This window comes from Paenibacillus sp. Root444D2, assembly GCF_001426375.1.
Taxonomy (GTDB): Bacteria; Bacillota; Bacilli; order Paenibacillales; family NBRC-103111; genus Paenibacillus_E.
In genome coordinates, this window is sequence record NZ_LMEO01000028.1 from 1 (window position 1) to 25377 (window position 25377).

General features: G+C 43.5%; 23 protein-coding genes and 1 riboswitch. Of the genes, 7 read left to right on the forward strand and 16 right to left on the reverse strand.

Annotation, left to right across the window (positions count from 1 at the left end; translation table 11 throughout):
• Positions 1-553: 553 nt before the first annotated feature.
• From ASD40_RS17190 to ASD40_RS17200, 3 genes are all read right to left on the reverse strand, one after another.
• Positions 554-1999: a flotillin family protein gene (locus ASD40_RS17190; protein WP_057304422.1), complete on the reverse strand. Its 1446-nt coding sequence runs from the start codon at positions 1997-1999 to the stop codon at positions 554-556.
• Between the two features lie 37 nt (positions 2000-2036).
• Positions 2037-2564 carry an NfeD family protein gene (locus tag ASD40_RS17195; protein ID WP_156390053.1) on the reverse strand — a complete coding sequence of 176 codons (528 nt, stop codon included), beginning with the start codon at positions 2562-2564 and terminating at the stop codon, positions 2037-2039.
• A gap of 248 nt (positions 2565-2812) precedes the next feature.
• A complete protein-coding gene (locus ASD40_RS17200; RefSeq protein ID WP_057304424.1) occupies positions 2813-5902 on the reverse strand; it encodes an S-layer homology domain-containing protein in 3090 nt (1029 codons plus the stop codon).
• 294 nt (positions 5903-6196) lie between these two features.
• Between ASD40_RS17200 and ASD40_RS17205 the strand changes: the two genes are divergently transcribed.
• The 4 genes from ASD40_RS17205 to ASD40_RS17220 all read left to right on the forward strand — a co-directional run bounded on the left by ASD40_RS17205 (position 6197) and on the right by ASD40_RS17220 (position 11793).
• Positions 6197-7867, forward strand: a complete 1671-nt coding sequence (locus ASD40_RS17205; protein ID WP_156390055.1) for an O-antigen ligase family protein — start codon at positions 6197-6199, stop codon at positions 7865-7867.
• 99 nt (positions 7868-7966) lie between these two features.
• Entirely contained in the window at positions 7967-9532 is a 1566-nt protein-coding gene (locus ASD40_RS17210) for a copper amine oxidase N-terminal domain-containing protein (protein WP_057304426.1), read from the forward strand.
• A gap of 120 nt (positions 9533-9652) precedes the next feature.
• On the forward strand, positions 9653-10012 hold the full coding sequence (locus ASD40_RS17215) for a hypothetical protein (RefSeq protein ID WP_057304427.1): 360 nt from the start codon (positions 9653-9655) through the stop codon (positions 10010-10012).
• A gap of 176 nt (positions 10013-10188) precedes the next feature.
• Positions 10189-11793, forward strand: coding sequence for a copper amine oxidase N-terminal domain-containing protein (locus tag ASD40_RS17220; protein ID WP_057304428.1), 1605 nt, complete (start codon positions 10189-10191; stop codon positions 11791-11793).
• Between the two features lie 64 nt (positions 11794-11857).
• Here ASD40_RS17220 and ASD40_RS17225 read toward each other — a convergent pair whose 3' ends face one another.
• Positions 11858-13213 carry an 8-oxoguanine deaminase gene (locus ASD40_RS17225; protein ID WP_057304429.1) on the reverse strand — a complete coding sequence of 452 codons (1356 nt, stop codon included), beginning with the start codon at positions 13211-13213 and terminating at the stop codon, positions 11858-11860.
• A gap of 61 nt (positions 13214-13274) precedes the next feature.
• A riboswitch (purine riboswitch) is annotated at positions 13275-13371 on the reverse strand.
• A gap of 226 nt (positions 13372-13597) precedes the next feature.
• On the opposite strand from ASD40_RS17225, the gene ASD40_RS17230 reads away from it, so the two are divergent.
• Together ASD40_RS17230 and ASD40_RS36440 are read left to right on the forward strand one after the other, a co-directional pair.
• Positions 13598-13798: a cold-shock protein gene (locus ASD40_RS17230; RefSeq protein ID WP_029196201.1), complete on the forward strand. Its 201-nt coding sequence runs from the start codon at positions 13598-13600 to the stop codon at positions 13796-13798.
• 65 nt (positions 13799-13863) lie between these two features.
• The gene (locus ASD40_RS36440; protein WP_082562262.1) at positions 13864-14064 is read left to right on the forward strand and encodes a cold-shock protein; all 201 of its coding nucleotides are present in this window, start codon (positions 13864-13866) and stop codon (positions 14062-14064) included.
• 228 nt (positions 14065-14292) lie between these two features.
• On the opposite strand, the gene ASD40_RS17235 is transcribed toward ASD40_RS36440, so the two are convergent.
• From ASD40_RS17235 to ASD40_RS17275, 10 genes are all read right to left on the reverse strand, one after another.
• Positions 14293-14673 (reverse strand): general stress protein, encoded by a 381-nt coding sequence (locus ASD40_RS17235; RefSeq protein ID WP_057304430.1) that lies wholly within the window; start codon positions 14671-14673, stop codon positions 14293-14295.
• 55 nt (positions 14674-14728) lie between these two features.
• Positions 14729-14893: a DUF1328 domain-containing protein gene (locus ASD40_RS36445; protein WP_082562263.1), complete on the reverse strand. Its 165-nt coding sequence runs from the start codon at positions 14891-14893 to the stop codon at positions 14729-14731.
• Between the two features lie 658 nt (positions 14894-15551).
• The gene (locus ASD40_RS17240) at positions 15552-16106 is read right to left on the reverse strand and encodes a DUF1003 domain-containing protein (RefSeq protein WP_057304431.1); all 555 of its coding nucleotides are present in this window, start codon (positions 16104-16106) and stop codon (positions 15552-15554) included.
• 547 nt (positions 16107-16653) lie between these two features.
• Positions 16654-17544, reverse strand: coding sequence for a CheR family methyltransferase (locus ASD40_RS17245; RefSeq protein WP_082562264.1), 891 nt, complete (start codon positions 17542-17544; stop codon positions 16654-16656).
• Entirely contained in the window at positions 17514-20297 is a 2784-nt protein-coding gene (locus ASD40_RS17250; RefSeq protein WP_057304432.1) for a CHASE3 domain-containing protein, read from the reverse strand. Before ASD40_RS17250 ends, ASD40_RS17245 begins: the two co-directional genes overlap by 31 nt.
• A gap of 100 nt (positions 20298-20397) precedes the next feature.
• Complete coding sequence (locus tag ASD40_RS17255) at positions 20398-21207, reverse strand: PPK2 family polyphosphate kinase (protein WP_057304433.1); 810 nt, start codon at positions 21205-21207, stop codon at positions 20398-20400.
• Between the two features lie 12 nt (positions 21208-21219).
• Positions 21220-21987, reverse strand: a complete 768-nt coding sequence (locus tag ASD40_RS17260) for a sigma-70 family RNA polymerase sigma factor (protein ID WP_057304434.1) — start codon at positions 21985-21987, stop codon at positions 21220-21222.
• Positions 21984-22442: an anti-sigma B factor RsbW gene (gene rsbW / locus ASD40_RS17265; RefSeq protein WP_057304435.1), complete on the reverse strand. Its 459-nt coding sequence runs from the start codon at positions 22440-22442 to the stop codon at positions 21984-21986. Before rsbW (ASD40_RS17265) ends, ASD40_RS17260 begins: the two co-directional genes overlap by 4 nt.
• Positions 22439-22810, reverse strand: coding sequence for an STAS domain-containing protein (locus tag ASD40_RS17270; protein ID WP_057304436.1), 372 nt, complete (start codon positions 22808-22810; stop codon positions 22439-22441). The genes rsbW (ASD40_RS17265) and ASD40_RS17270 overlap by 4 nt, the downstream gene beginning before the upstream one ends.
• Positions 22811-22824: 14 nt before the next feature.
• Positions 22825-23280, reverse strand: a complete 456-nt coding sequence (locus ASD40_RS17275) for a DUF948 domain-containing protein (RefSeq protein WP_057304437.1) — start codon at positions 23278-23280, stop codon at positions 22825-22827.
• A 167-nt stretch (positions 23281-23447) separates the two neighbouring features.
• Between ASD40_RS17275 and ASD40_RS17280 the strand changes: the two genes are divergently transcribed.
• Positions 23448-23906, forward strand: a complete 459-nt coding sequence (locus ASD40_RS17280) for a Dps family protein (protein ID WP_057304438.1) — start codon at positions 23448-23450, stop codon at positions 23904-23906.
• Between the two features lie 608 nt (positions 23907-24514).
• Here ASD40_RS17280 and rsbW (ASD40_RS17285) read toward each other — a convergent pair.
• A complete protein-coding gene (rsbW, locus tag ASD40_RS17285) occupies positions 24515-24949 on the reverse strand; it encodes an anti-sigma B factor RsbW (RefSeq protein WP_057304439.1) in 435 nt (144 codons plus the stop codon).
• Positions 24946-25278 carry an STAS domain-containing protein gene (locus ASD40_RS17290; protein WP_057304440.1) on the reverse strand — a complete coding sequence of 111 codons (333 nt, stop codon included), beginning with the start codon at positions 25276-25278 and terminating at the stop codon, positions 24946-24948. The genes rsbW (ASD40_RS17285) and ASD40_RS17290 overlap by 4 nt, the downstream gene beginning before the upstream one ends.
• Between the last annotated feature and the right edge of the window lie 99 nt (positions 25279-25377).

Below are 25377 nucleotides of genomic sequence, written 5' to 3' on the forward strand. Positions count from 1 at the left end.
ATGTTTGCGTTTTTCTCTCGTTTCTCCCATGCCACACCTATGTTTGCGTTTTTCTCTCGTTTCTCCCATGCCACACCTCGACCTTATTTATATTTTTAGTATACAGGTCTTCCATTACAGTGTGTCTACTAATTAGTTTAATTCCATTTTCCATGAATAATAGCATTTTGAGGCAATTCAATTGGAAATAATCCAATGTTAGATGTCATTGTTAGGCCTAAATAGGAAAATCAGTGGATAAAATCCAATGGTTCAAGCAAACGCGAGACCTCCAAGCTGTTCTGGAAGCACAGAATCTCCCTTCGGGTGATTAAACACTTCTAGCCGAAGGTTCATCTAACCCTCAGCTTTACCTTTCTTACCATCGTTCCATTACATTCTGGGCATGCCAAATAACCGCCAGTACTCATTCATCTTCCCATCCCCCCAGTTCCTTTTACACCGCTTATCCACAGATCAGCAGCTTGCATAATTTCCTATACAAAAAAAAGTCCTCAGCCTGGAAGCTAAGGACTTGCTCATTTACATTGTTCATATACATGGTTCTTTCACGTTATTCCGACTCTTTATTTAAAATAAGTTCATTATCCTTGCCTAGAAATGCACGCGCAAGATCTGTCACGCTTTTACCCGTTAACGTCTGTGTAATTTCCGGCACTTGCGCGATCATTTTGGCAATATCGCCTGTAATCCGATTCACGCCTGACGTCGTTCCATCTTGTGAAATCACCGTAATTTTATCGACATTGCTCAGCGGAGCCGCAATTTTCTCAGCCAATTCCGGCAGTATCCTAAGAATCTCCACCGTAACCGCCGCCTGCGTATACTGCTTGTAAGCCTCCGCTTTCTTCTCCAGCGCTTCAGCTTCCGCAAGACCCGCCAAGCGGACGACTTCCGCGTTCGCCTTCCCTTTGGCGAGCTCCGCTTCTGCCGTCGCTTCGCCGCGTTTTCGCGTCGACTCCGCATCCGCCTCGGCTTCGAGAATTTGCCTCTGCTTATTGACTTCGGCACGCATAATGGCCGCTAGCTTCTCCGCTTCAGCCGGCTTAATGACCGACGCTTCGAGCTCTTTCTCCTTCAGCTCGACTTCAATCTGGCGAACTGTCTTGTTCGCCTCTGCTTCCATCTGTCTGATCTTCACCTGTTCCGTTACGAGCGACTGTTGAATCTGCTTCTGCTTCAATTCATAAGCCAAATCCGCTTCAGCCTGTCGGCTCGTCGTTTCCTGCTTGAACTCCGCTTCCTTCATGCTGAGCTCTTTGCGGTACTGCGCTTCCTTCGCCGAAGCGGCGCTCTCTGCCTCAATCTTTAACTGATGGGCTTCCGCTCGACGTATCGCGGATTCCTTTTCCGTATCTGCCTGACGAATTTGGATATCCCGCTCCACTTCAGCTCTGGCAATACTAGCACTTTTGCGGATACGCTCCACTTCCGGCACGCCCAGGTTCTCAATGTATCCTTGATCATCGGCCACTCGTTTGAGCACAAAGGAGATGAGGCTCAGCCCCATTTTATCCAAATCCTCCGAGCACGTTTCCCTCATCTTGCTGTTCAGTTCATCCGGATTTTTGAGAATAGATTCAACCGGCAGCTGCCCAACCAACCCACGAAGATGCCCTTCTACGGAATGCAAAATCATCATTTCCCGCTCTAACAGTGTGTGGTCAAGAAACTGCTCCGAGGCTGTGCCGATCGCGATGGGATCACTTTGAATTTTGATCTGAGCCACCGCCTCAATCTTGAGCCGTATGCCCTGCTGAGAAAACATAGGTTGATCCGGCTTCACATCGAAGCTCATGAGCATCATGGAGATCGTTTTAAAGCTTTGAAAACCAGGGATGACGAACGTCCCTCCGCCTTGTACGACCCTTTTACCACCTAAACCATACACAATCATCGCTTCATTCGGCGGCACTTTCTTGTACGCTCTCACAATAGAAGCCAGTAAGATGAAAACGACAACAACAATCGCAACAACCGTATACAAAATTCCCAACATAAACGCATAACCTCCCAGTAGTTAATTGCAGCTGCTATTATTGGTTAAACCTAGTTACCGTCGCAATCCCTTTATTCATGTGCAGAACGACGACCTTCGTCCCTTTCGGAATGGATTCCCCATTCTCAGAACGAACACTGATGGAACGCGTAGTGCCATGCATCACAAACATCATTTCGCCCATCCCCTTCCCGTTAATCGGAACAGACAGCTTCCCTAACTGACCACTCAGATCAAAATCGCTCTCTTTCATACTGTGGTCATGCTTATAAATAACCTTGGCGTAGAGAAGGAAGAAGAGCCATCCTACGAAGAGACCGGCACCGATCGCGATAAGAAGAATGAGCAAACTACTTGTCATCCCAACCTTATTCAGCATATACCCCATGCCGCCAAACACCGTCAAACTAGCTAAAATGGAAGATAAGTTAAAAAAAGACGGTCCACCATGGCCATGGGCAGCCCCGTGATCCGCATGAAACTCAAAGAAATCGCCGCCAAAAAACGTAACAAGTACGGTAAGTACAAGGCCTACAAAGAAACATATGGCAAACAACGTCATCAATTTTGTCACCCTCTTACAGACGTAATATTCAGTATATTTTATTTCTTAAAGCATAAATCTAAGAACATCAATTTTGTTCCATAATTTAACATCACATACACTTTATAGACGCGAATAAAAGAAAAAAGTTTCACGGCCTCTTTTCACTCCTTGTGAAAAGGAACTTCTTGCAAACCGAAGAATAGAAAAAACCTCCTACGAAAGTAGGAGGAAAGTTTTGGGTGGTTCAGTTGAGGCTTTTTCTTATGTTAATTAATAAATTGTACGTATTGCAGGAATCGTTTCAACATCACCGTTGCTTGTGCTCTTGTCGCATTTTCTTTAGGTGAGAACGATTGGTTAGTTAGACCATTTACAATATTAGCTTCTATTGTCTGAGCTACTGCCGACTTAGCCCAGTCACTTATTAAACTGCTATCCGTAAAGCGGGAAAGCTTATCTTGAGACGTAGATGATCGCACTTCTTTACCAGAAAGTTTCAAAGCACGGGAAATCATCATGGCCATTTGCTCTCTTGAAATATTTGCATTTGGAGCAAATTCTTCAGCAGAGTTTCCTTCAACAAGTCCTAATTTAGCAGCAGTGTTTACTGCACCTGAAAACCAATCTTCAGCTTTCACATCACGGAAAACAGCTGATTTAGAATCGGTATTTAGGGCTAGTGATGAAACAAGCATTGCAGCAAATTGCGCGCGCGTCACATGTTGATCAGGTGAAAAAATTGTTTCATTCATCCCTTGTACGACAAACTTCGAAGCTAACAATTCAATGTCAGCTTTAGCCCAGTGAGTGCTGATATCACTAAATGATTTATTCAACTCAACAAGCGTATATATGCTATTATGCGGCGATTTAATAGTAATCTCAGTTTTCCCATTTACATGCTTCACAACGGCAGGAATGAAACTCATTTTTCCAGTTATCGGATCAAATGAAACCACAGTTGACTTATCGCCATCTACAATTGATGGTACTATTATTTTTCTTTTAACATAGATTCCTGAAAAATCATTGATTTCAACTTTACCGGATCCTGTCTCTGCTGTTATCGTAAATTCGATAGGGTTTGCAATCAATGTCTTAACAGAGGGATTGGCTTGTTGGAGTGCTTGGTATGACATCTCTGATGCCTGCGTCACGGAAATCGTCACTTTTACATCTTTAAGATCCGCATTTAACTTACCAGCTAAATCTTTAAAAATGCTAACTGGCACCTGATAAGAACCTGTATCCAATTGAATAGAAATAATAATATCCGAATTCGACTTAAACGCATCTACCAAAGAAGCGGCTGGAATATCAATTTTAGCCCCAGCTTCTGAATCGGTTACTTCCACTGAGATTGTTTGATGATCTTTATCTTTACTCTTCACTGCATCAAGAGCTTTACTCAGTGCATCAGCATCAAGTTTTACACGCGAAACTTGTTTGCCGTCTGAACCAGCTTCTTTTGTAACATTCAATAAGCCAGAATCCAATTTGACACCATCTTCTGTAGGCTTAGGAGAGTTATCTATAAAGCCCCCTCCTCCACCGGCGTTACCTGGGGGTCTTGGAGCTGCTTTTAATTCCGCAATCTTGGCTACGGTATCAGCCAATTTTGTTTGATTTGCTGTGCCTACCAAAGCTTTTTGAACAGTTGTTAGTAGATCAAAGGCGGTTTTCGCTTCATTGACAGCTGTTTCATTGGCTAACGTTACACTCACTACCGCTGGTAGAGCTGTGATTTTTGCTGTTACTGTTGCTGCTGCATTGGCATCTGCTACGCTGGTTGTAATAAGCTTAACTGTTTGCTGTTCTAAAAAGGTGTCAATTAGCGTTCCATCATAGACATATTGATCTAAGAGATAATTATTATGATTATCTGCAGTTGTTGAAACAGATGCACTAAATTTATCTCCCGACCAAAGAGGTAGCCTTATCTCATTCGCTCCACTAGTTGGCGACATTTTAAGAACATATTGCTCATTAGGTTCTAAGCCTTTATCAAGCATAAGAGCTACTATACCCTGTCGTAAGAGAATGTCACCTGAATACCAATTCTGGATACCAACCACTGATTGATCTGAAACTTTTATTAATTGGAAATCTGAAACTGACAAATTTTCACGCTGTATGCTAGTAACATTGTGCGCCCCCAATCCATTTACGGGCCAAATATCATGAGGGAACTGTATGTTCAAAAAATTCCCTTCTCCTCGTGAAGGAGTAAACTTTGCAATTTCTTCATTTGGTCCAAACCAGTGACCGGCCTCTTTATTATTAAAGAATAATGTCGGTGTTGTTTTAAAATGACCAAACATAAAAATCTCGGAATGAAATACATTTGCAAATTTACCATCGTAATCAACATACGCAGCAAAATCAGTAGGATATGATTTCGGTTGGAAAATCATATTTTCAATATTTGTTACAGTAATAGAATAATCTTTATCGGGCAAATCAAAATAATAATCTAAAAACTTACCAGCAAAACCAGGTGAATTATAGTTTATCCAATAACGACCTAGATCAGATTGACCCTTAATTGCCTGATCATTATAAGTGAAACTTTCCACTATCTCCCCTAATTTATTCTTGATATCAAACTTCGTACCTTTTACAGAATACCCATTTAAGAACACTCTACCTTGATAGTGATAACCGTCAGGCTCTGCTGCCGAGATGAGAGAAACCTTTTCACTCAGTGGTGATTCGTTGCCAAGTACATCAACTATACTCAATTGAAGATCTATTGGTGCTCTATTAAATTCATAAGATGTTCTCCATTCATTACTCCATGAGTTTCCCCAACCTTCAGAACGTAATTGGCCATCTCTGTATTCTCTTATGCCATATTGAAATGTCTGATTGAGTGAGCCCCAGTTAATCCTCCAGCTCCCATGATCTAAAGTTGCAACCAGACCTGTAGGCGGACTAAGAGTAGGATTACTTTTACTACTATAACTGTAAACATCACCAGTAACATTGTTTACTGTTGAGTAAACAGGGGTACTACCTTCATAAACAACCGCTGTAACAGGCTTGAGACCTTTAAGCTCATTGCCCCCCAATTCATTCAAATCATAGTAATATCCCGTATTAAAAGTCTTCGTAAAATTTATATTACTTTTAACCGACTTCGTCCCGTAAGTAGCATCATTTACACTAACGGAAAGAGATGGCTTGTCCGAATAAATGTAACCATATACTTTCCCAGACACTGGATCAAACTGTAGATTAAACAAGCTTGCTGCCGATGCTAGAATGGGGGTAAATACATTTAATAGCAAAAATAAAACAAGTGCTGCAGAGGCCCTTTTTGTGAGCCGTCTAGTTAAATCTCGTTGCAATTGCAAGAAAATTCCTCCTCAGGTTGATAATCCCTATGTAAATACCTACTAATAATAAGAGATATCAGAAATTTCAACAATACTTGAGGCCTATGTATTATAATGAAAAATAGGAACATAGAATCAAATTTTACTTAAATTTTGTTAAACGGAGTGATTATACCTATTGCGCACCTCGTAAAGACCCAAAATATACACAAAAATTCAGAATATTGGATATCTCTTGCTTCGTTTGTCGCGCTTACCTTTTTTTTCTGTATAGCTCTTTTCCAGCATGGGCTGCTTTTTAAAGAGGAGTATTTGACGTTTGGCGGCACCTTGTATACAATAGCTGCTATTATCTTTTTGGGAGGACGAATACCCTCTCATCCTGCATTCTATGTCTTAGTTGCCTTTGTCTGTTTATATTTTTTGGTTACTATAAATGCTATTAATCAGCAAGAATCACTCTCCACATCCTTTCGTGTTGCGATTGTACTGCCTCTATTATTTATAGCTGTGCAGCTTACGAAAGAACACGCACAGGCATTGGTGCGAATGTTAGTCTATATTTGTTCAGGTTGGGTTATTTTCGGAGTACTCTTTAACCAATTCAGAGAGGGTCGTTTCGAAGGATCACTTGAATATGCTAATACATGGGGAATATTGCTTTTAACTGCTTTGATATTATCCTTGATGCTATCAGCATTAGAAAACAAGATCCATTACATCTGGCTATGCTCCTTATTAACATCAGGAGTCATATTAAGTGGATCTCGCACAGTTCTGGTACTTCTAATAGTCACTATACCTGTTCAATATTGGGCATTCGGAAAAGGAAATAGAAAAAATCTTCCTCAAGTATCTATAGCAATTAGTGCAGGAATGATCAGTGCCCTAACCTATTCATGGTCTAAGTGGGCTTTTATTTGCTCTGTTCTCATCGTTGCGTTTCTTATTTCATTCACTCAAAAAATACAAGCTAGATTATTATCCATTACAATAATTCCCGTCCTTTTAGTGTTGACTGCGGTTATCTTATACTCCATCGACTCTACACTTTTACAACGTTTGATTCATATTACTCCCCGGGCATCCGAATGGAGTGCTCGCTTAGGATACTACCAGGACGCTTGGTTAATGATTAAGGATTCCCCTTTATTCGGGTACGGCGGGGGAGCATGGAACATTTTGCAATATCAGTATCAAACTGCTGCCTACTCTGTCCGTTACTTACATAATCACTGGTTAGAAATCTGGATTGAAACAGGTGTAGTTGGCGTACTGCTATTCTTAACTCTTGTTTTAATGTTTATATGGAAAGGCATTTCCGCATACAGAATAGCAGAAAACTCTACAAAGATATGGGTCGTAGGTTGTCTATCCGCTTTCGGCTGTCTTCTTGCCCATAGTGCAGTTGATTTTACGTTTAATTATTCCATTCTATTTGGTCTTTGGGTTCTCTTGGGATTGATTATCCCTGTACATTTGAATGAACGTACACCAAAAAAAGAATCATTGAACATCAGACAGCCTCTTCGAATACTATTTTCATTGGCTCTTGTCATCTTATCTTATATCTCTATCCGTCTAAGCATTTCAGAATCTTTAATCTCACAGGCAGAACAAGTATCTAGTTATGCGAAAAACAATCCACAAGCGATTCAACTACTTGAACGTAGTACATCTCTCGCCTTCATATCAGCAGACCAGCATACTATAGTGGCCTATCTCTTATTAAAAGATTACCTTGAAACAAACAATTCAACGAGTCTTAACCGCGCAGCTACCGAAATAAACAACGCTTTGTCGATGAACCCACGAGATATTCATGTTTTATTTCTACGATGTCAAATCGATTACGCACAAGGAAAAAGAAAAAGCGCAAAGTTAGAACTCCAGAAACTTAAAAATCAGTTTCCTTTTCGGGCAGACATTCAAAGCGAGCTCGAAAAATGGGAGCGTGCATCAGCTGACATTCCCACTTCCTAGGAAAATTCACTACACCGCGCATCCTTCTGCTACTTCCAGCGTATAATCTTTCGACGACTTTATCGCTTATTCTATTAAACCTAAGGAGTAGATTATCACATGTACAAAAAGAAATTGACTTGGTGGATCTCCGCCGCAATGGTTCTATTGATGTTTACTTTATCAGGCTGCCAGGCTGTGCAAGGATTGGACCTTGCTGGGGCCATTCAGAATGACTGGGCTGTGAAGTCCTCAGAATCCAAAGGCACCCTGCAACTTGAGTTTGTGCCCGGCGACACTTCGATGCTATCCGCTGAGGAGCAGAAGGCATTAACGGCTCTGCAAAACGTGAAAATCGATCTCACCAATGTGAAAACACAAGATGCACAGCACCTTTCGGCAGATGGTACGATTACATACAGTAAAGGCACAATTCCTTTCAAACTTGCAACTGAGGGCACCAAGTTTATTTTGAGTGTCGAAGGCGCGAAGAAACCGATTGTTTTCGATGTCTTAGGAGGTTCTAATTTATCGTTTACGAAGCTGTTACCCGCAGCTGTGCAAGAACAGTTTGGGAACAAAATTGCGGATATTAAATCTGCAATTATTGGACTTATTTTAGCTAATACGCCTAATCCGTCTAACATATCCGTCACACCTGTCACAGACAAAGTGAATGGCGAATCCCTTTCTCTGCAAAAAACGCATATCGAGCTTAGCGGCACGGAATTGGCTTCCCTTCTCAAAAAGCTGCTGAGTAATGTTCTCGCTGATGAAGCTGGATTGAAAGAACTGATCAGCCAACTGTATGATGCCCTCTCACCTATTATTGAGGAGCAAATCAAGGGCGGATCTACCGACTTTTCTCTAAAGATTTTAAGTAATAAACAGTTAGCTGTTGGACTTGTCTATCCACCTGTTCAAGATTTCTTGAAGAAAACAGCTGCGTCCTTGGATAAATTGATTGCCGGAGATGCTTCGGGCGAGCCGGGCATTCTGCCGATTCAGGATTTGTTTAACAGCAAATCAGCCCTTCAAGCAGATATTTACACAGACGCTGATAAGCAAGTTCGCAAGCAAAGCCTTGCGCTCAATGTTCCTCTAACGAATACAAGCTCAGGCGTCGCTACTCTCAAGCTGTCTTATGTAAGTGAGACGTGGAATATTAATAAGCCGGTCACGGCGAATACCATCAACATTTCTGGCGGCGCGCTTAATGTAGGCATGGAAGCCTCATCCATCTACAGCTTATTGACTAACCTAGATAAGCAGTCTCTCTTTTACAAGCTGCTCAAGGAAGATTTGAAAGTGACGAAAAAAGAAATCAATCTGAAGTTGAACGAAGGTGCTTCAGGTGCTGAATCCGATACCCCGCAGCCTTTTATTAATTCAGATAACAAAACGATGGTGCCTGTAAGATTTATTTCTGAAAAGCTTGGCGCTGAGGTTGGCTGGAACGGAGATCTTCAGCAGGTTACCATCAAAGACCTGTTGTCAGGTGCAACGATCATTCTGAAGTTAGACAGTAAGATCGCAAGTGTCAACGGCGCATCTATCGAGTTGGAAAGTGCGGCTACGCTCCATAACGGCTCCACCTTCGTGCCGATTCGATTCATCGCGGAGCAGCTCGGCAGCAAAGTTTCCTTCAATGACGATACCCGTGTAGTTACGATTAAACGCGACTAACCTGTTGAATTGACATGAGTAGTCGATTGCACCTTTTCTAGGCGGCTGAATAGTCTAGTAGTGAACCTAGGCAATCAGCCTACTGCTAAGCGCAGCCGCACGAAAAAGGAGCGATATCATATGTATACGAATCCATCGCATTACCCTAGTCATCCTGGTCATCCTAGTCATCCTGGTCATCAAGGGCCTCATGTTCTCTTCCAGGCAGATCCAAATTGGCAGCACATGTTAAGGCAGAAAAGAGATATGATCGTAGGTGCACTCCACCCTCATATCGGTCGCACCATTCGTGTCACAACGTTAGAAGGACATACGCATGAAGGTGTTTTGGTTAACGTGGATGGACACCACGCTTACCTTCAAGTGAATCCGCATGGGCATCCTCATGGTCAGCATAGACCCATTTACACGCCAGCTCAATACAACCAAATCATGACGCTTGTCCTTTTCGAACTATTGGTTATTGTACTGCTTGCCTAAGACAAAGCTCGTTCTCATCAGGTCGTTACGGCCTCTAAGAACGAGCTTTTCTATTAGGTGTATGTTAAAAGGTTGTAAAATTTTTCTAATCCAAGCGCACCTTTCCCTCTTTTTATGCGTATAATCTATCACTGCTATTTTTTACTAGCTATTATATCTAAGGAGTAGATTTGTAGATGCAAAGAAAGAGATTTACTTGGTTGATTTCCACCGCATTAGTTATTATGCTTTTGGCGTTAACGGGGTGTCAGGCTGTTCAAGGGCTAGATTTGGGACAAGCTATTCAAAATAGTGCCTCCATTCAATCGGCTGAATCCAAAGGCTCGCTTCAAATGGACATCATCACAGGTAACACCGACGGCTTGACCGCTGACGAAAAACGGCTGATTGATGTCTTGCATCATGTGAATTTAGAGCTGAAGAGTGTCAAAATGCAAGATAAACAGCACATCTCTGTAGACGGCGCTCTTACTCTTTACAGCAAGGGATCTATCCCCTTCCAGCTCAACTTAAATGGGACCAAACTAACTATACAGATTGAAGGTGCCAAGAAACCGCTTATCTTTGATCTGATGGCGGCGCAAGCTGGCTTGTCTGGCGCATCTTCTACTGCGCTATCTTCCGACATGCAGCAGAAGCTTCTCAAGAAAGCAGAAGAATTATTGCCTGCATTGCTCAAATTCTTCTTAACCAATGCTCCTAATCCGGAACATTTCTCTGTATCTTCCGTGTCCGAGCCTGTGAATAGTGAAACACTTTCCATGCAAAAGGCCCACATAGAGATTAAAGGTAATGAGCTCGTAGGCCTTCTGAAAGCATTCCTAACGAACATCCTCGCTGATGAAAATGGAATGAAGGAATTGCTTGGTCAGCTCTATGATGCATTGGTGCCTATTATTAAAGAAGAAATGAAAGCTTCCCCTTCTAAGAGTGGGTTAAGTTCTGAATTGCCAGACCTGATGATGGCTTACCTTGATAACAAGACACTAGCTGTTGAGTTTGTTTACACAACCATTCAGCAATTTCTTAAGAAAGCTCTCGACGAGTGGGATAAGAACATGCAGGAGACTCTTTCTTCCGTTTCCGACTCTCAAGTGAAAGCATTCCTGAGTGATAAAACCGTACTTAAAACAGACTTCTTCATCGATACCGATAAACAGATTCGCAAAGTAAATGCAGAGCTTACGCTCCCCATCACAGAGGTTAGCGCGGGAATCAGTTCGCTTAAATTCACTTACACTAGTGAAATATGGAATATTAATAAGCCTGTTACAGCGAGTGTAATTGATACCTCCGGCGGGGTATTTAACCTGAGCGGGATATCAACCAACAATGATTCCTTTCTAAAATATTTCAATAAGGAATCTACGTTCTATTCATTTCTGAGAGATGATTTGAAAATAGCCAAAAAAGACATTCACTTGCTGATGAGTCAGGGAAGCGATGATAACTATGAGTTCGATTCCTCCCATCCTTTTATCAATGAGGATCAAGTATCCATGGTGCCGGTTCGATTCATTTCGGAGAGGCTTGGTGCGCAAGTGAAGTGGAACGCGGACTCAAAGCAAATCACAGTGAGAGACGAACTTAGCGACAAAACGATTATCCTGACCCTTAACAGTAAAACAGCGAGCGTTAACGGATCTCCTGTTCAATTGGATAGCACTCCGATTCTGAAGCATGGCTCCACTTTTGTTCCGCTTCGTTTTATTGCCGAGCAGCTTGGCTGTAAGGTTGATTTCGATACTAAAACAAGTAGTGTTACTATTACAAGAGAATAGCCTGCTCCTAAGCCAAAAGCTCGCTCTCATTCGGTCTATATGACCGGTGTGGAGCGAGCTTTTCTCATTGCTGAATGAATCTTTCGAATGAATCCTGACAATCTCTAGCTAATTTCTCCTCATCAGTTCCGACCAGTCTGCCGTTCTCGACGACAACCTTCCCATTCACAATGGTATAATCAACCGGACGTTTGAGTCCAACCGTGCCTAGCCACGACTTCGGATCTGTCAGAGTTCCCACCGCGTCAATTTGATCTACACGCACCATGAACAAGTCAGCAGCCTTGCCAATTTCCAGCGAGCCTATGTCGCTTCTTCCCAATATATCTGCTCCGCCTCTGGTTGCAACCTTTAGGAGATCATAGCCAGTCGGAGCCTGACTGCTTGACTGAAGCCTGTGCAAGAGATACGAGACTCGGAGCTCCTCTAGCAGGTTCGAGCCATCGTTAGAGGCGCTCCCATCAACGGCTAAGCCTACGGGAATCCCCATCGCAAGCATCTCGGGTACCCTGGCTATGCCAGACGAAAGCTTCATGTTCGATATCGGACAATGTGCGATTCCTGTCTTGGTATATGCAAGCAGCTTCATTTCGTCATCGTTAAAATGTATTCCATGCGCATACCACACATCGGGGCCTAACCAACCCAGACTTTCCATGTATGCCAATGGCCTCATGCCGAAACGTTCGAGCGTGTAGGCTTCCTCGTTCTTCGTCTCAGCTAGATGCGTATGCAGCCGCACACCCTTGGACCTGGCTAGCTTCGCCGATTCCAGCATGATATCCGCGGATACGCTGAACGGTGAACACGGAGCGAGCACTACCTGTCGCATGGAGCCTACATTGGCATCGTGGTAGAGATCAATTAGCCTTTCACTATCGGCTAGAATCGTATCTATGTCCTGAACAACGCTCATGGGAGGAAGCCCTCCCTGATCCTTGCCAAGTGTCATGGATCCTCTCGAAGCAACGAATCGGATACCAAGTCGCTCCGCTGCTTCGAACTGTTTATCTATAAAATGGGCACTATTTTGCTGCGGAAATACATAATGATGATCGAAAACCGTCGTACAGCCATTCTTCATCAGATCAGCGATCCCTGTAAGCGAGCTATGGTACACGGCGTCCGGCGTAATCCCTTTCCAAATTTCGTAGAGATAACGCAGCCATTCGAATAACTCCAACTTCTGCACCTGCGGCAGATTGCGTGTGAAAGTTTGATACAAATGATGATGCACGTTAATGAGTCCGGGATACACGAACATCTGAGACGCATCAATAACCTGGTCAGCCTCACACAAGTCCTTCCCCATCTTCACTATCCGATTGTCCTCAATCAGGATATTCACCTTTTCCAGAACACGATCCTCCGCATCCACCGTTACAATTGCTTTGGCATTGCGAATCAACAATGAACCCATTCCATCTTCCTCCTCAACGTAAATGAGGAAACCAAAAAAATCCTAACAACAAACACAATATATGAGCATATATTGTGTTCGTAGTTAGGATTTAGGTTCCCAGTAGAGCCCCCGAACCGAATTATCGAGGTTATACGAACTATAAAGTTGTGTCTTGCAGCTTACAATTAGCATCAGTATAAAGCGGAGAATGGCGGTTAGTCAATACTTATTGACCAAACGACTTTATGATAGATTTATTGATAAATGAATTTTTAGTAAAAATGGAATAAGCTCCCCTATAAATGGATATATTATCAAAGCTGCGTTAACAAGCTATCGGGATCTACGTGATCTTCCGAAACAGGGCGCAGGCACAAATTATTGTTGGAGGTTTTTGTATACATGGAAACAGGCACGGTTAAATGGTTTAATGCAGAAAAAGGTTTTGGTTTCATTGAAATGGAAGGCGGCAAGGATGTCTTCGTTCACTTCAGCGCTATTACTGGGGAAGGCTTCAAAAGCTTGGATGAAGGCCAAAGCGTACAGTTTGAAGTTGTTCAAGGTAACCGCGGACCGCAAGCTGAAAATGTAGTCAAGCTGTAGTCCTTCACCACATATTGCTTTAACTGCTTGCGAGTCTGAGTCTACTATGACAAGGAGGAGTTCGATTGTACTTTTCAAAGAAATCGTTGGAACCTGTCCCCGAGGAGCAAACTAGCATCTGGACGTGCAGCACAGAACAGTGCTCCTGCTGGATGAGAGATAATTTTTCATTCGCTGATAGTCCTGCATGTCCAATTTGCAATTCATCCATGGTCAAGGATTTAAAGATGCTCCCAACCTTATCGAACACAAGCAGCAGGCGATGAATGCAAGAAGGTAGCAATTGATTTCACGAGAACCCTTGCGTCTCCGAATGGAGGCGTTTAGGGGTTTTTGTTTTTACTGTTACATAAGGCAAGGATAAACGACTCCATCGTCCTAGGGACGAGCGCGTTTGTCAAGGTAGATGCAAAGCAAAAGTATACAACTTATACTTTCTTTTCTACACAGAAAAGAGACTCCTCGGAGGGAGGAGTCCCTTTTTTAAGGTTTTATCATAAAATAGTACGTTGAAAGTCTTCACCATTATATGCTCTAACCTCAGTTGAAGGGGTAGCCAGAACAAGGATTTTCCCTTTATCCAGCTCGCTTTCCAAACGACCGGCCTCCACTTCAGGCACACCGAGTGCTCTCATCTTAGCCCGCAGCTCATCGCCGCGAGAACGGAACAAATTAGCGATCGACGTCAGAACTCCCTCTTCTGCCATGGTGATCTGTTCTGCGCCCGTATAGTTAGCGACGTAATCAGTACCCTCAGCACTGTGAGTCAGCACATAAATATGCTCTCGTTCAAAGCCTTCTCTGTACAATTGCTGCACTTTACTTTGTGCCTCTTGGAGATTCGATGTGACACTCACTCTGGTATAAGTATTCATGGTAATCCTCCTCTTTGGCTATTATTTATTGGGTTAGAGCTGTATTAAACTTTTGCTAAAAGCCTTTTCGTCTTCCGAAAATCAAGGATACGACGAACATAATCAGGAATACGAAGAATAAGACTTTGGCAATCCCTACCGCTGCCGAGACAATCCCGAAAAATCCAAAAACACCGGCTACAAGCGCAATGATCAGAAACATAATTGCCCAACCTAACATAGGAAACACCCTTTCTTCTCATCGATTATTGGTTGTTCTTGCTATGCTATCTATTAACCACATCGCCTAGTAATGAAACATTCCTAGCTGGAAAATATATTCTCATCTATTTAATATCACATGACCTATGCCCCTTGTGGTAAGAGTTGGTAGATGCGGTAACCCAAAGAGCATTAGATAACCAATGCAGTTGAAATGAATTTCTGTAAATAACCTTGAACCATTGGAGCCACTGGAAGATCAGTATCCATGATCTGAATGGGCATTCTTAGTTCCTGAGGTGCTTAGGCTTTACCCTAACGGACATAGAAGCCCTTATTCGGTGAATTATAGGAGCAAATCGCTTTCTAACGGACATAGTAGCACTTATTTGCCCGTAATGGCATCCAATTGGAAGAATATAATGAAATAAGGTCCACTGTGTCCGTAAGAATTGAGAAACAGCGGTTAATCAAGCTAATAAGGTCTCTGGTGTCCGTTAAAAATAATTTAAATGGAAAAGCACGATTAGAACGAAAACCTACCGCAGCAACAACCTTTTTTAATGATTCCGAAGAAAAAGCTGCTCGAAATGAATGGGAGAATTCCAGATGATATGATCAACATCTAAGCAACTAGTCAATTACATAAAATTGCTTAGGTCATGTAATATCATCTGTTATACTCTTTTTTCAGCTTGCTGTATTAAGCCCACCTCTTCCATTCTATCCAGCCTTTTATCTAGTCGTTCGAGCAATGCCTTTAGCTCCATATTCTCTTGCTCGGCTCGGTAATTGATCGCGAAATCAAGGATCGCCTCCTGTTTATCTCGCGCCGCTTGACGATTCTGACTCATCAGAATAACAGGGGCCTGCAGGGCCGATACACAAGATAGAATCAAATTAAGCAGGATAAACGGCGGTTTATCGAAAGCGAAGCCCATCAGATTAATGATCATCCAAACCCCCAAAAAAGCACAAAACAGCACTATAAATGTCCAACTGCCTCCAAAAGAAGCAATATGATCAGCAAGGCGATCAGCCCTTGAAGACTTCTTCTCCTGCTGTTCAATCAAATGGGACTTAATATTCCCTTGATATTCGTTCACCATGGCCGTTATGCGATCTAACTGGTCGTTGTCCAGCTTGGTACTTGGATCATTATCCAGTTCCTGAAACAATTTCTCAGGCGTGCATTCGTCTGTGGATTTGTTCTCATTGAATTCATCTTCCATGCATTTCCCTTCTTTCTGCGTCTAAAGTACAATCCTACTTTGTATTTAAACGTTCCTCGCTGCTGATGAAACAACCCTTATAGGCCATGGGCCGTGCACCGTTATCCGAGGTTGTAGTAAAAAGTAGAATGTTCGATACTAAGCTGCTGATCTGAGGCTCGCAGGGAACGAGGATCCCCTATTTCGGTTCATATGTCTATATCGGGCCCACATGCGGAACGTATGTACGCTATTTTAGTGTTTTTGCAGTTTTTACACCTCTAAAACGTGAAATAGCGGATCCTCGTTCCGCGAAACCATGAAAAACGCGGTTTCGAGTAAAATAAGGTATCTACGTTCCGCAAGGGTTGTGGCTACGCAATTACAAGTACGGGCATTGATCTTACGCGACTGTTGAAGAACAGAAAGATGCGTAAAGTGCAGCAAACTTAATCTAACTAGTTGTACTCGCCGCAGAAATCCCCCAATTCTAGCTTGCGTAGAGTAGGCTCCGCCTCCTCCCATATTCAAAACAAAAAAACACTCTCCAACGGAGAGTGTTCAGCAATCATCTCTTACGATAAATTCGTTCCTGCGGTACGAAGTCATCATATTGCACCCCTTCGGGCACGAAAAGGATGGATTCTTTTTTTCCTAAGCCTAGATATCCACCTGGAATTAAACTGCCATGAAATAGGCTGTGCACTTGCTGCTGCAGCTTCGTATCGAAATAGATCATGACATTGCGGCACAGGATGACGTGGAATTCATTAAAGGAGCCGTCCGTTACGAGATTGTGCTGCGCAAACATCAGATTTTCTTTCATCAAAGGCTGAAAATAAGCATATTGATGGTCTGTTGTATAGTACTCGGAGAAGGCTTTGGTCCCGCCAGATTCCAAGTAGTTCTTCGTATAGACTTGCATCTGCTTCAGGGGGAAAGCGCCTTTTTGCGCGCTCTCAATCGCTTTCTCATTCATATCCGTCGCGTAAATCTTAGTCCTCTCAGCCAAGCCTTCTTCCTGCATCAGGATCGCCATTGCGTACACTTCTTCTCCAGTGGCACAGCCTGCATGCCAAATCCGAATCTCAGGATACTTCCTAAGCTGGGGAACTACCTGATTACGAATAGCGCTGAAAAAGCTGGGATCTCTGAACATTTCTGTCACTCGGATCGACATGTCGTTCAGTAATTGTTCCACGAAGCCGGGTTTGTGAAGGACTTTTTCTAGCAGCGCTGTAATGGATGGCAATTTCTCTGCTTTCATGCGATTGAGAATTCGCCTGCGTAAGGATGAGCGCACATAATGGCGGAAATCGAACCCATACATTTGATATAAGCCTTCCAAGAGCAGATTAATCTCGATATTTTGAAGCTCATCGTAGGGCAGTTCCTCTAATTCGGAGTAATGATCTAAGGGCTGGCGAATCAATGTTTCTTCACCTGCTTCGTCAACCATACCCGCATAAGCGAGAATAGTTGATCCATATTCAGCGGCTTGGTGATATAGTCGGAAGCGCCGGACTCCAGACATTTCTCTTTTTCACTCTTCATTGCTTTCGCCGTTAGTGCAATGATGGGTACATCGTGCAGCTGCAGCTGACCGCGAATCGCTTTCATCGCATCATAGCCCCCCATGACAGGCATCATAATGTCCATTAACACAAGGTCGTAGTCGGAATCTACGGATAAAAGCTCCAGGGCATGCTTACCATGATCAGCAATCTCCACGGTAACTCCCTTCGTCTCAAGCGCCGTGACAAGCGCGAAAACATTACGCGCATCATCGTCTACGAGAAGCACTCTTTTACCGTGAAACAATTGCAAATCTGAGCTTATAGGCTCAGCCATTTGCTGCTCCGCTATTAAGGCACTAGGTTCCGTCGAAACGGCTACAGTAGTATCTAATTTCAATTTCTCGCTAGCTGCTGCAATTTCCTCCCGCGGATGATCGCTCGCTTTGGCCTCAGGTTCCGATTCACTAGCATTAGGTACATAGAGGGTGAACGTGCTGCCCTTATGGAGCTCGCTTTTTACGACAATGGAACCACCAAGCAAACGCGTAAACTCGCGGCATATCGATAAACCCAGTCCTGTTCCGCCGTATTGACGATTTGTTGTACCGTCCACCTGCTGGAATGCTTCGAAAATAACCTGCTGCTTATCGATCGGGATACCTATTCCGGTATCCGTAATCGAAATAGCCAGTACGGTTTCTTTCGGATCTCTATGAAGGAGCTCTTTGACTCGAGAAGGGTCAGCAAGCGCAATTTTCATGGTTACAGAGCCTTGCTCGGTAAATTTAAAAGCGTTAGACAACAGATTTTTCACGATTTGCTGCATGCGTTGGCCATCTGTCAAAATCACATTAGGCACATTCGGCTCCAAAATGACCTCGAAATCCAGCCCCTTCTTATCCGCTACGGGATCAAACATCAGCTTCATTAATTGCGGAATTTCGGTCACATTGACCTCGTCCGTCATAATTTCTATTTTACCCGCTTCTACTTTGGATAAATCAAGAATATCGTCAATCAGTGCGAGCAGATCATTGCCTGCGGCATACACGACACGTGAATAATCCACAACCTCCGACATTTGCATGTCACCGTTATTTTCCGCAAGCATTTGCGACAAAATCATAATGCTATTGAGCGGTGTTCGCAGCTCATGGGACATGTTCGCCAGAAAATCGGATTTGTACCGCGAACTCGTCTGAAGCTTCAGCGAGAACTCTTCCAGCTCATCTTTGGCTTTCTTCAATTCTAATGCTTTCTGCTCCGCGAAATGGTTTTGTTCCTCTAGAAACTCATTCGTCATCCGCAGCTGTTCTTGCTGCATCTGGAGTTCTTCAGACTGTGTCTGCAGCTCTTCCGATTGTGACTGCAGCTCTTCCGTCAACATCTGTGACTCTGAAAGCAGACGCTCTACTTCCATTCGGCTTCGAACACTCGTAATCGCCGTTCCGAATTTCTCTTGCAGCGAATCGACTAACGTAAGATGCTTCGATTGGAAAGGCAGAAGGGAAGCTAACTCAATAACAGCCTCTGCTTTGCCATTCACCATGATAGGAGCAACCAGTAAGCTTCGTGGCGAGGAGACGCCTAAACCTGACGTTAATTTAACATGGTTCTCCGGAAGATTATCCATCAGGAAAATCCGCTTATCTACGGCACATTGCCCGACTAAGCCTTCCCCTAAACGAAAGCTAGCAGATGAGGGATCTACCCCGGATGCCGCATATCCTGCTATTTTCACATATCGAATCTCGCCCCCAACGTTATTACGGAGGTATACAACACCATAGACGGCATCCAGCATAGGAGCTAACTTACTTACAAAGATTTCACTCAATTCCGTGATATCACCAATCCCCTGATACAAGGTTGAAACTTCGGTTATATTGGTTTGTATCCAGTTTTGCTTGTCTAAGCTTGCCAGCAAATCATTCGTTGCTTCTGCCAGCACTCTTATCTCGTCATTGGTTCTCACTTCAATTCTTGCATCAAGATTTCCTTCAGCAGCTGTAATATCTCGAATTGTCTTAATGACTCGATTAATCGTGCTAGTAATCGAATTGGACAAAAATAAAGCCACCAGAACTGCAAAAATTGATGTAATGCCCAAAACGCTAAAAAGAACAACTCTCAGATTATAGTTGCTTTTTGCTAACTGATCGACTCTTGCAGCCGTTAACTGCTGTTCAACCCTAAGAAAGGAATCAAACTGCGTGCGCAGCTGATCCATCAATTTTTTCCCTGAATTTTGTTTGAAAAAGTCATTAATGGCTGCTGTATTGTTTTCTTTTTTCAACTTAACAACGTTATCGCCACCATTCTTGATCCAGTTCTGAATCGTTGGCTTGATCTGTTCCAAACTTTTCTGTTGTGCAGGATTATCACTTATCAAAAGATGAAGCTTATTATAATTATCGAGCCATGCTCGGCTGCCGGCCTCATAGGGATCCAGGTACTGCTCATCCCCTGTAATGACGTAGCCACGCATCCCCGTTTCCATATCGATCATATTTTTTTGTATGACGTTGAGGAGATCACGCACTTCAATATCATGCGTGGATATATAGTCTACTTCCTTCTGAAGAGAGGTTATTCGATCACTCACAACTAAGAGGGCAGCCCCTAAACATAGAATAATACAGACATATCCCAACGTAATTTTAGCCTTTATGCTGACAGGAATAGATTTAAACATGTTTGCCTCCTAGTACAGTTCGTAGAGAATGTTATGTTAACATCCTACTATTCTCACTATACCACATTAAGAGAGCTAGAGAGATAGTTTGAGCTTGCTTCTATAATTGATCAAGCAACTGATCGAGCTCCGGATCGGATTCTGGATAGGCTAAATTCATGCTTTCCAATGCTTCTACAGCAATTTGCAGAACGGCCCAATCCCGGTACCAGCGATGATTAGCAGGCACGACATACCACGGTGCGGAAGCCGAGCTGCACTGCTTAAACACATCCTCATAAGCCTTCTGGTATTCGTCCCAGGATTCTCGCTCCACGAGATCATTCTTATCGAATTTCCAACGTTTCGTTGGATCCGTTAGCCGATTTCGCAGCTTTGCAAGTTGGAAATCCTTCGAAATATGCAGGAAAATCTTAACGATTTTCACACCGCTGCTCTCCAGCAATTTCTCAAATCGGTTAATGTGCTTGAATCGTTTCTTCGCTTCTGAATCACTAATCGAGTTGTGCACTCGGGTTATCAGCACATCTTCATAATAAGACCGAATGAAGGCCCCGATCATTCCTTTCGCAGGCACAACCTGATGAGCGCGCCACAAGAAATCATGAGCGGCTTCCTCTTCGGTAGGCGTTCTGAAGCTGCTTACTTGAAAGCCCTGTGGATGCAGTCTTCCGAGCGCACGCTTAACGACGCCGTCTTTGCCGCTGCAATCCATGCCCTGAATCACAAAAAGAACAGACTGCTTCTTCTCGGCGTACAGGATATTTTGCAAGGCTTCTAATCGTTCACTCAGACGCTCTATATTCGGTTCGGCCTCTTCACGATCGTGGAGAGCTCCGGTTTCATTAGGATCAATGCTTTCTAAGCGTATTTTCTTCCCATATTCCAATTGAAAATGGTTGCCCGGCATCGGGTAGCCTCCTTACGTGCTCTGGTTTAAGACAGTCTTCAGCTTATCAATCGCCCGCTTCTGAATCCGGGATACACTCATCTGAGAAATTCCTAAAAGGTCAGCAATGTGACGTTGCGATTGTCCTTCATGATAGATGAGACCAATAACCGTACGTTCTTCTTCTTTCAAACAAGTCATCGCCTCTTCAAGATCCATACGTCTCTCTAGGATTTGATAGTCATCCGTTGGGCCAGCGATCATATCGCCAATCGTCGCACTATCCCCATCACTCGTGAGCGGAGTATCCAGTGAAGTGTAATTATAATAATCGCGGCCTGCCAGAATCTCAATCGTTTCTTCCGGACCGAGCTCTAAATAAGCCGCAATCTCCTCGATACTCGGCGAACGTTCCAACTTCACGGTCAGCTCATCCAGAGCACGCTGGACAAGCGAACCTTTCTCCTTAATTCGTCTTGGAACCTGTATGTACCATGACTTGTCACGCAAATAATTTTTCAGGTGACCAATTAAGCTTTTCATTGCATAGGCTTCAAACGGAATCTCCATGGTGCTGTCATACTGTACAAAAAGCCGCAGCATCGACATCTGTCCAACTTGAAATAAATCCTCATATAAATCAGGACGGCTCCGCGACATCTTACCTACTGCCATACGAACAATGGGTTCATAATGCAGCAGCAGCGCCGTAGCCGTCTCTTGACAAGCGGTTTCCTTATAGATCTTCATTTTCGAGTACATTTCATATAACGGTTTCGAGGATGATGCATTCGCATTCATACCATTTCCTCTTTTCTATTCAGCTGGCTTGCCAGTTGCTTCGTCAGAATAACCTCGGTTCCTTTGCCGCTATGCGTCAGTACTTGTACATCATCCATTAAAGCTTGCATCAGGAACAAACCTAGTCCCCCCACCGTCGCTTCACTGATGGATTTATGGTGCAGCGAGGCTGCGTCGGCATCTGTTTGAACATAATTAAAGCTATTGCCTTCATCCTTCACAGAAATCCTCAAAAATCCGCTGCTGTGTTCAAATTGAACCTCCACGGTTCCTGACTGGTCATGAGAGTAAGCATGCAGGATCGCATTATTGCAAGCTTCTGCCACAGCGACCTTCATATCTTCAATATCTTCGAAGGAAAAGCCCGCTTTGGTGGCAACGCCATATAAAGTGAGTCGAACAATATCTAGATATTCCGCCTTTGCCGGTATCGTAAGGCCAATGTATGGGCTCATATGATTTCTTCTTTCCTTTCTGTTACACCTTTGTTTTGACTTTGGTCTTCACGACCTACCAAATAGCGGGCTATGCCAGTTAGTTCGAATAGTCGCTGGATTTTGGCAGGGATGTGATGTATACGGAAGGCTGCCTTCATCGCAGCTCTCACTTTTAGCACGGAGACAATCATACCAATTCCGGTACTGTCAATATAACGCAGCTCTTTTAAATCCAACGTTAGAATCTCATTTCCTTTATGAACGACCGAGTCAAGCGCGGTGGCTAGCTCCGATGCAGCAGATAAATCAAGTTCCCCACTTAAGTATATGATATTTTCTTTCCCATTCGATTGTTTGTAGACAGTAAATTTACGTATAGCGTTCACAAGATGACCCCTTTCTATTTCGTAACACCGGCTTGCGGTGATTTCTTAGATTTCATTTTTTGCAACAACTCATATGAGATGGCAGCTCCTTGCAAGATCGTCTTCCATTTCGCACTGAGCGGCTGAGTTTGTTGGGTTAGATTCGTTTGTTTAACGGCTGAGATTAAACTCGTGGCTGATTGTTTCACAGACGATGTTAACTCGTGAATCACTTGTCCTACATCATTAACCGAGCTGAACAGATGATTAAGCTTGGACAGCTTCACACGCACATCTATGGCCATCTCATTGGTATTGAGAATAACGTCCTGTACTTCCGAACTGATCTGTGTGACTTCATTCTTCATTTGACCCATCGTTAATGTGATCTCATCTAATGAAGTTTTCAGTGATTTCAAAGTTTGAATCAAATAGAAGACAAGGAACACAAACGCAACGGCTGCTATGATCGCACTAATTTGTACTAACATTTCAATCACCCCTATCTGCTTAATTACTTATTGCTTACCCCTGTTCTTGGCATCTGAAACAATTTAGGCAGAAATTTCCGATTTTCTTTCCTTTCTGTTTCAGGCGGAATCTGGCAGGGTACTTATACGTATGCACAACCATACTAATTAAGTGGAGGGATTTCACAATGGTTAAAACTGCAACGAAAGCAAGTCCGATTACAGAGATTCTTGACAAGCAGGTCGCTAACTTTTCGATTCTTTATATGAAGCTGCATAACTATCATTGGTATGTGAAAGGCGAAAATTTCTTTACCCTACATATCAAATTCGAAGAATTGTATACAGAGGCCGCCTTGCATCTAGACGTTATCGCGGAGAGAATGCTATCTCTTCGCACCATTCCGACAGCGACTTTGCAGGAGCATTTGGCAACAGCGTCCATTAAGGAAGCTAAAAATGAGGAGACGGCTGAGCAAATGGTGAAGCAGCTGGTGAGTGATTTCACCCGCATCTGCTCGGAGCTGACAGAGGGAATCGAACTTGCTGAAGAGCAAAAGGATCAACCAACAGCTGACCTGCTCATCGGGATTCGCTCATCGCTAGAGAAGCACAGCTGGATGCTGGATGCGTACCTTGGCAAATAGTTTGTAAAGACAAAACGGCTTACGCCGTCCTTTGGCGAGCGAGTTATGCCGCCTAAAGGCAGGCTGACCCGTTACGTGTTGTACTTCGCGTACAACATTAAGCAGGCTGACCCATACATGTTGTTCTTTGTACAACATTAAGCAAGCTGACCCGTTATTTGTTGTACTTCGTACAACAATAAGCAAGCTAATCCGCGTACATGTTGTTTTGTACAACATTAAGCAAGCTGACCCGTTACGTGTTGTACTTCGTACAACAATAAGCAGGCTAATCCGCGTTTTTCACACGATTGTTGCAAAAAATACAACAATTCCAGCCTAAAGTAGCTCTATAGCCTAAAAAAGGGCTAGATTGTTGTATAACATACAACATCTTGAGTCTTTTAAGAAGAAATCAAGGAAATTGTTGTACGCTGTACAACTTGCCTTGTAATAATCCATTTTCCAAGAACCAGAAAACAAAAATCTAGGAAAACACAGTCTCTTACCGAAGATGATGTATCCACAATCTCACTTAGCTTAGCAAAATCCCAACTAACCATCCTTAATAGGGGCAAGCTCTGCTTACCTCTAATCCACAAAAAAACCACGGACTGGCGGTTTCCCCGTCAATCCGTGGTTTTGTTTTGAACATATTTGATGAGCGTGACTTCGGTTCCCCCGTCTGTGTTCACGATAACCTCATCCATCAGCGCTTGCATGAGATAAATGCCAAGGCCTCCAGACTGTAATTCGCTGGGCGAAGCCCCGGACAAAGGCACCGTATGCTCGTCGCGTTCTTGATAATTAAAGCCTGTGCCATCATCTTTCACTTTCACAGTCAATCTGTCGTCTCCGGGCTCATAGCTAATTTCGATTTGCCCACTGCCACTCTGCGGTTCCCCGTGAAGTACAGCATTGTTGCAAGCCTCCGACACCGCTACCTTCATGTCCTCGATATCTTCATAAGAGAAACCTAACTTGGTAGCAACCCCATAGAGACTGAGTCTTACGATATCCAAGTATTCCGCTGCTGCGGGTATTTGTAAACGAATGACATTCATGCGCTTCCTTCGATCCCTTCGTTCAGGAATCCTGAGATTCCCGTAAGATCAAACAGCCGTTTGATGCCGGCCGGGATATTGCGGACCGTGAACGGTGCTTTCAGCTCATCCCGAATTTTCAAGGCCGAGACCACAATACCGATCCCTGTGCTATCAATATACCGCAACTGCTCCACATCGAGGATTAACGCCTTATCCGCCCGATGAACAACTGCTTCGAGCGCATGCCGAAACGTTAAGGCCGCAGCCAAATCGAGCTCCCCACTGATACGAAGCTGTATAGATTTCTCCAATTCTTCTTGATCAACTTGGAACTTCTCTGCTGACATTAGCCACACTCCCTTGCGTTATTCTTTCTCTAAATAGTAACAAGCCTCTACCTTTTACACAAGCTTTGCCTAAAATAGGAAGATCTCCCGCACATGTCT

Bases quoted from the DNA above. Each gene is read 5' to 3' on its own strand.
- ASD40_RS17290 (WP_057304440.1), bottom strand. From the start codon at position 25,278: ATGTCAGCAGAGAAGTTCCAAGTTGATCAAGAAGAATTGGAGAAATCT.
- ASD40_RS17250 (WP_057304432.1), bottom strand. From the start codon at position 20,297: ATGTTTAAATCTATTCCTGTCAGCATAAAGGCTAAAATTACGTTGGGA.
- ASD40_RS17260 (WP_057304434.1), bottom strand. From the start codon at position 21,987: ATGAATGCGAATGCATCATCCTCGAAACCGTTATATGAAATGTACTCG.
- ASD40_RS17235 (WP_057304430.1), bottom strand. From the start codon at position 14,673: ATGAATACTTATACCAGAGTGAGTGTCACATCGAATCTCCAAGAGGCA.
- ASD40_RS17245 (WP_082562264.1), bottom strand. From the start codon at position 17,544: ATGGTTGACGAAGCAGGTGAAGAAACATTGATTCGCCAGCCCTTAGAT.
- ASD40_RS17215 (WP_057304427.1), top strand. From the start codon at position 9,653: ATGTATACGAATCCATCGCATTACCCTAGTCATCCTGGTCATCCTAGT.
- rsbW (WP_057304439.1), bottom strand. From the start codon at position 24,949: ATGAATGTCATTCGTTTACAAATACCCGCAGCAGCGGAATACTTGGAT.
- ASD40_RS17220 (WP_057304428.1), top strand. From the start codon at position 10,189: ATGCAAAGAAAGAGATTTACTTGGTTGATTTCCACCGCATTAGTTATT.
- ASD40_RS17275 (WP_057304437.1), bottom strand. From the start codon at position 23,280: ATGTTAGTACAAATTAGTGCGATCATAGCAGCCGTTGCGTTTGTGTTC.
- ASD40_RS17240 (WP_057304431.1), bottom strand. From the start codon at position 16,106: ATGGAAGATGAATTCAATGAGAACAAATCCACAGACGAATGCACGCCT.
- ASD40_RS17230 (WP_029196201.1), top strand. From the start codon at position 13,598: ATGGAAACAGGCACGGTTAAATGGTTTAATGCAGAAAAAGGTTTTGGT.
- ASD40_RS17210 (WP_057304426.1), top strand. From the start codon at position 7,967: ATGTACAAAAAGAAATTGACTTGGTGGATCTCCGCCGCAATGGTTCTA.
- ASD40_RS17225 (WP_057304429.1), bottom strand. From the start codon at position 13,213: ATGGGTTCATTGTTGATTCGCAATGCCAAAGCAATTGTAACGGTGGAT.
- ASD40_RS17255 (WP_057304433.1), bottom strand. From the start codon at position 21,207: ATGCCGGGCAACCATTTTCAATTGGAATATGGGAAGAAAATACGCTTA.
- rsbW (WP_057304435.1), bottom strand. From the start codon at position 22,442: ATGAGCCCATACATTGGCCTTACGATACCGGCAAAGGCGGAATATCTA.
- ASD40_RS17280 (WP_057304438.1), top strand. From the start codon at position 23,448: ATGGTTAAAACTGCAACGAAAGCAAGTCCGATTACAGAGATTCTTGAC.
- ASD40_RS36445 (WP_082562263.1), bottom strand. From the start codon at position 14,893: ATGTTAGGTTGGGCAATTATGTTTCTGATCATTGCGCTTGTAGCCGGT.
- ASD40_RS17190 (WP_057304422.1), bottom strand. From the start codon at position 1,999: ATGTTGGGAATTTTGTATACGGTTGTTGCGATTGTTGTTGTCGTTTTC.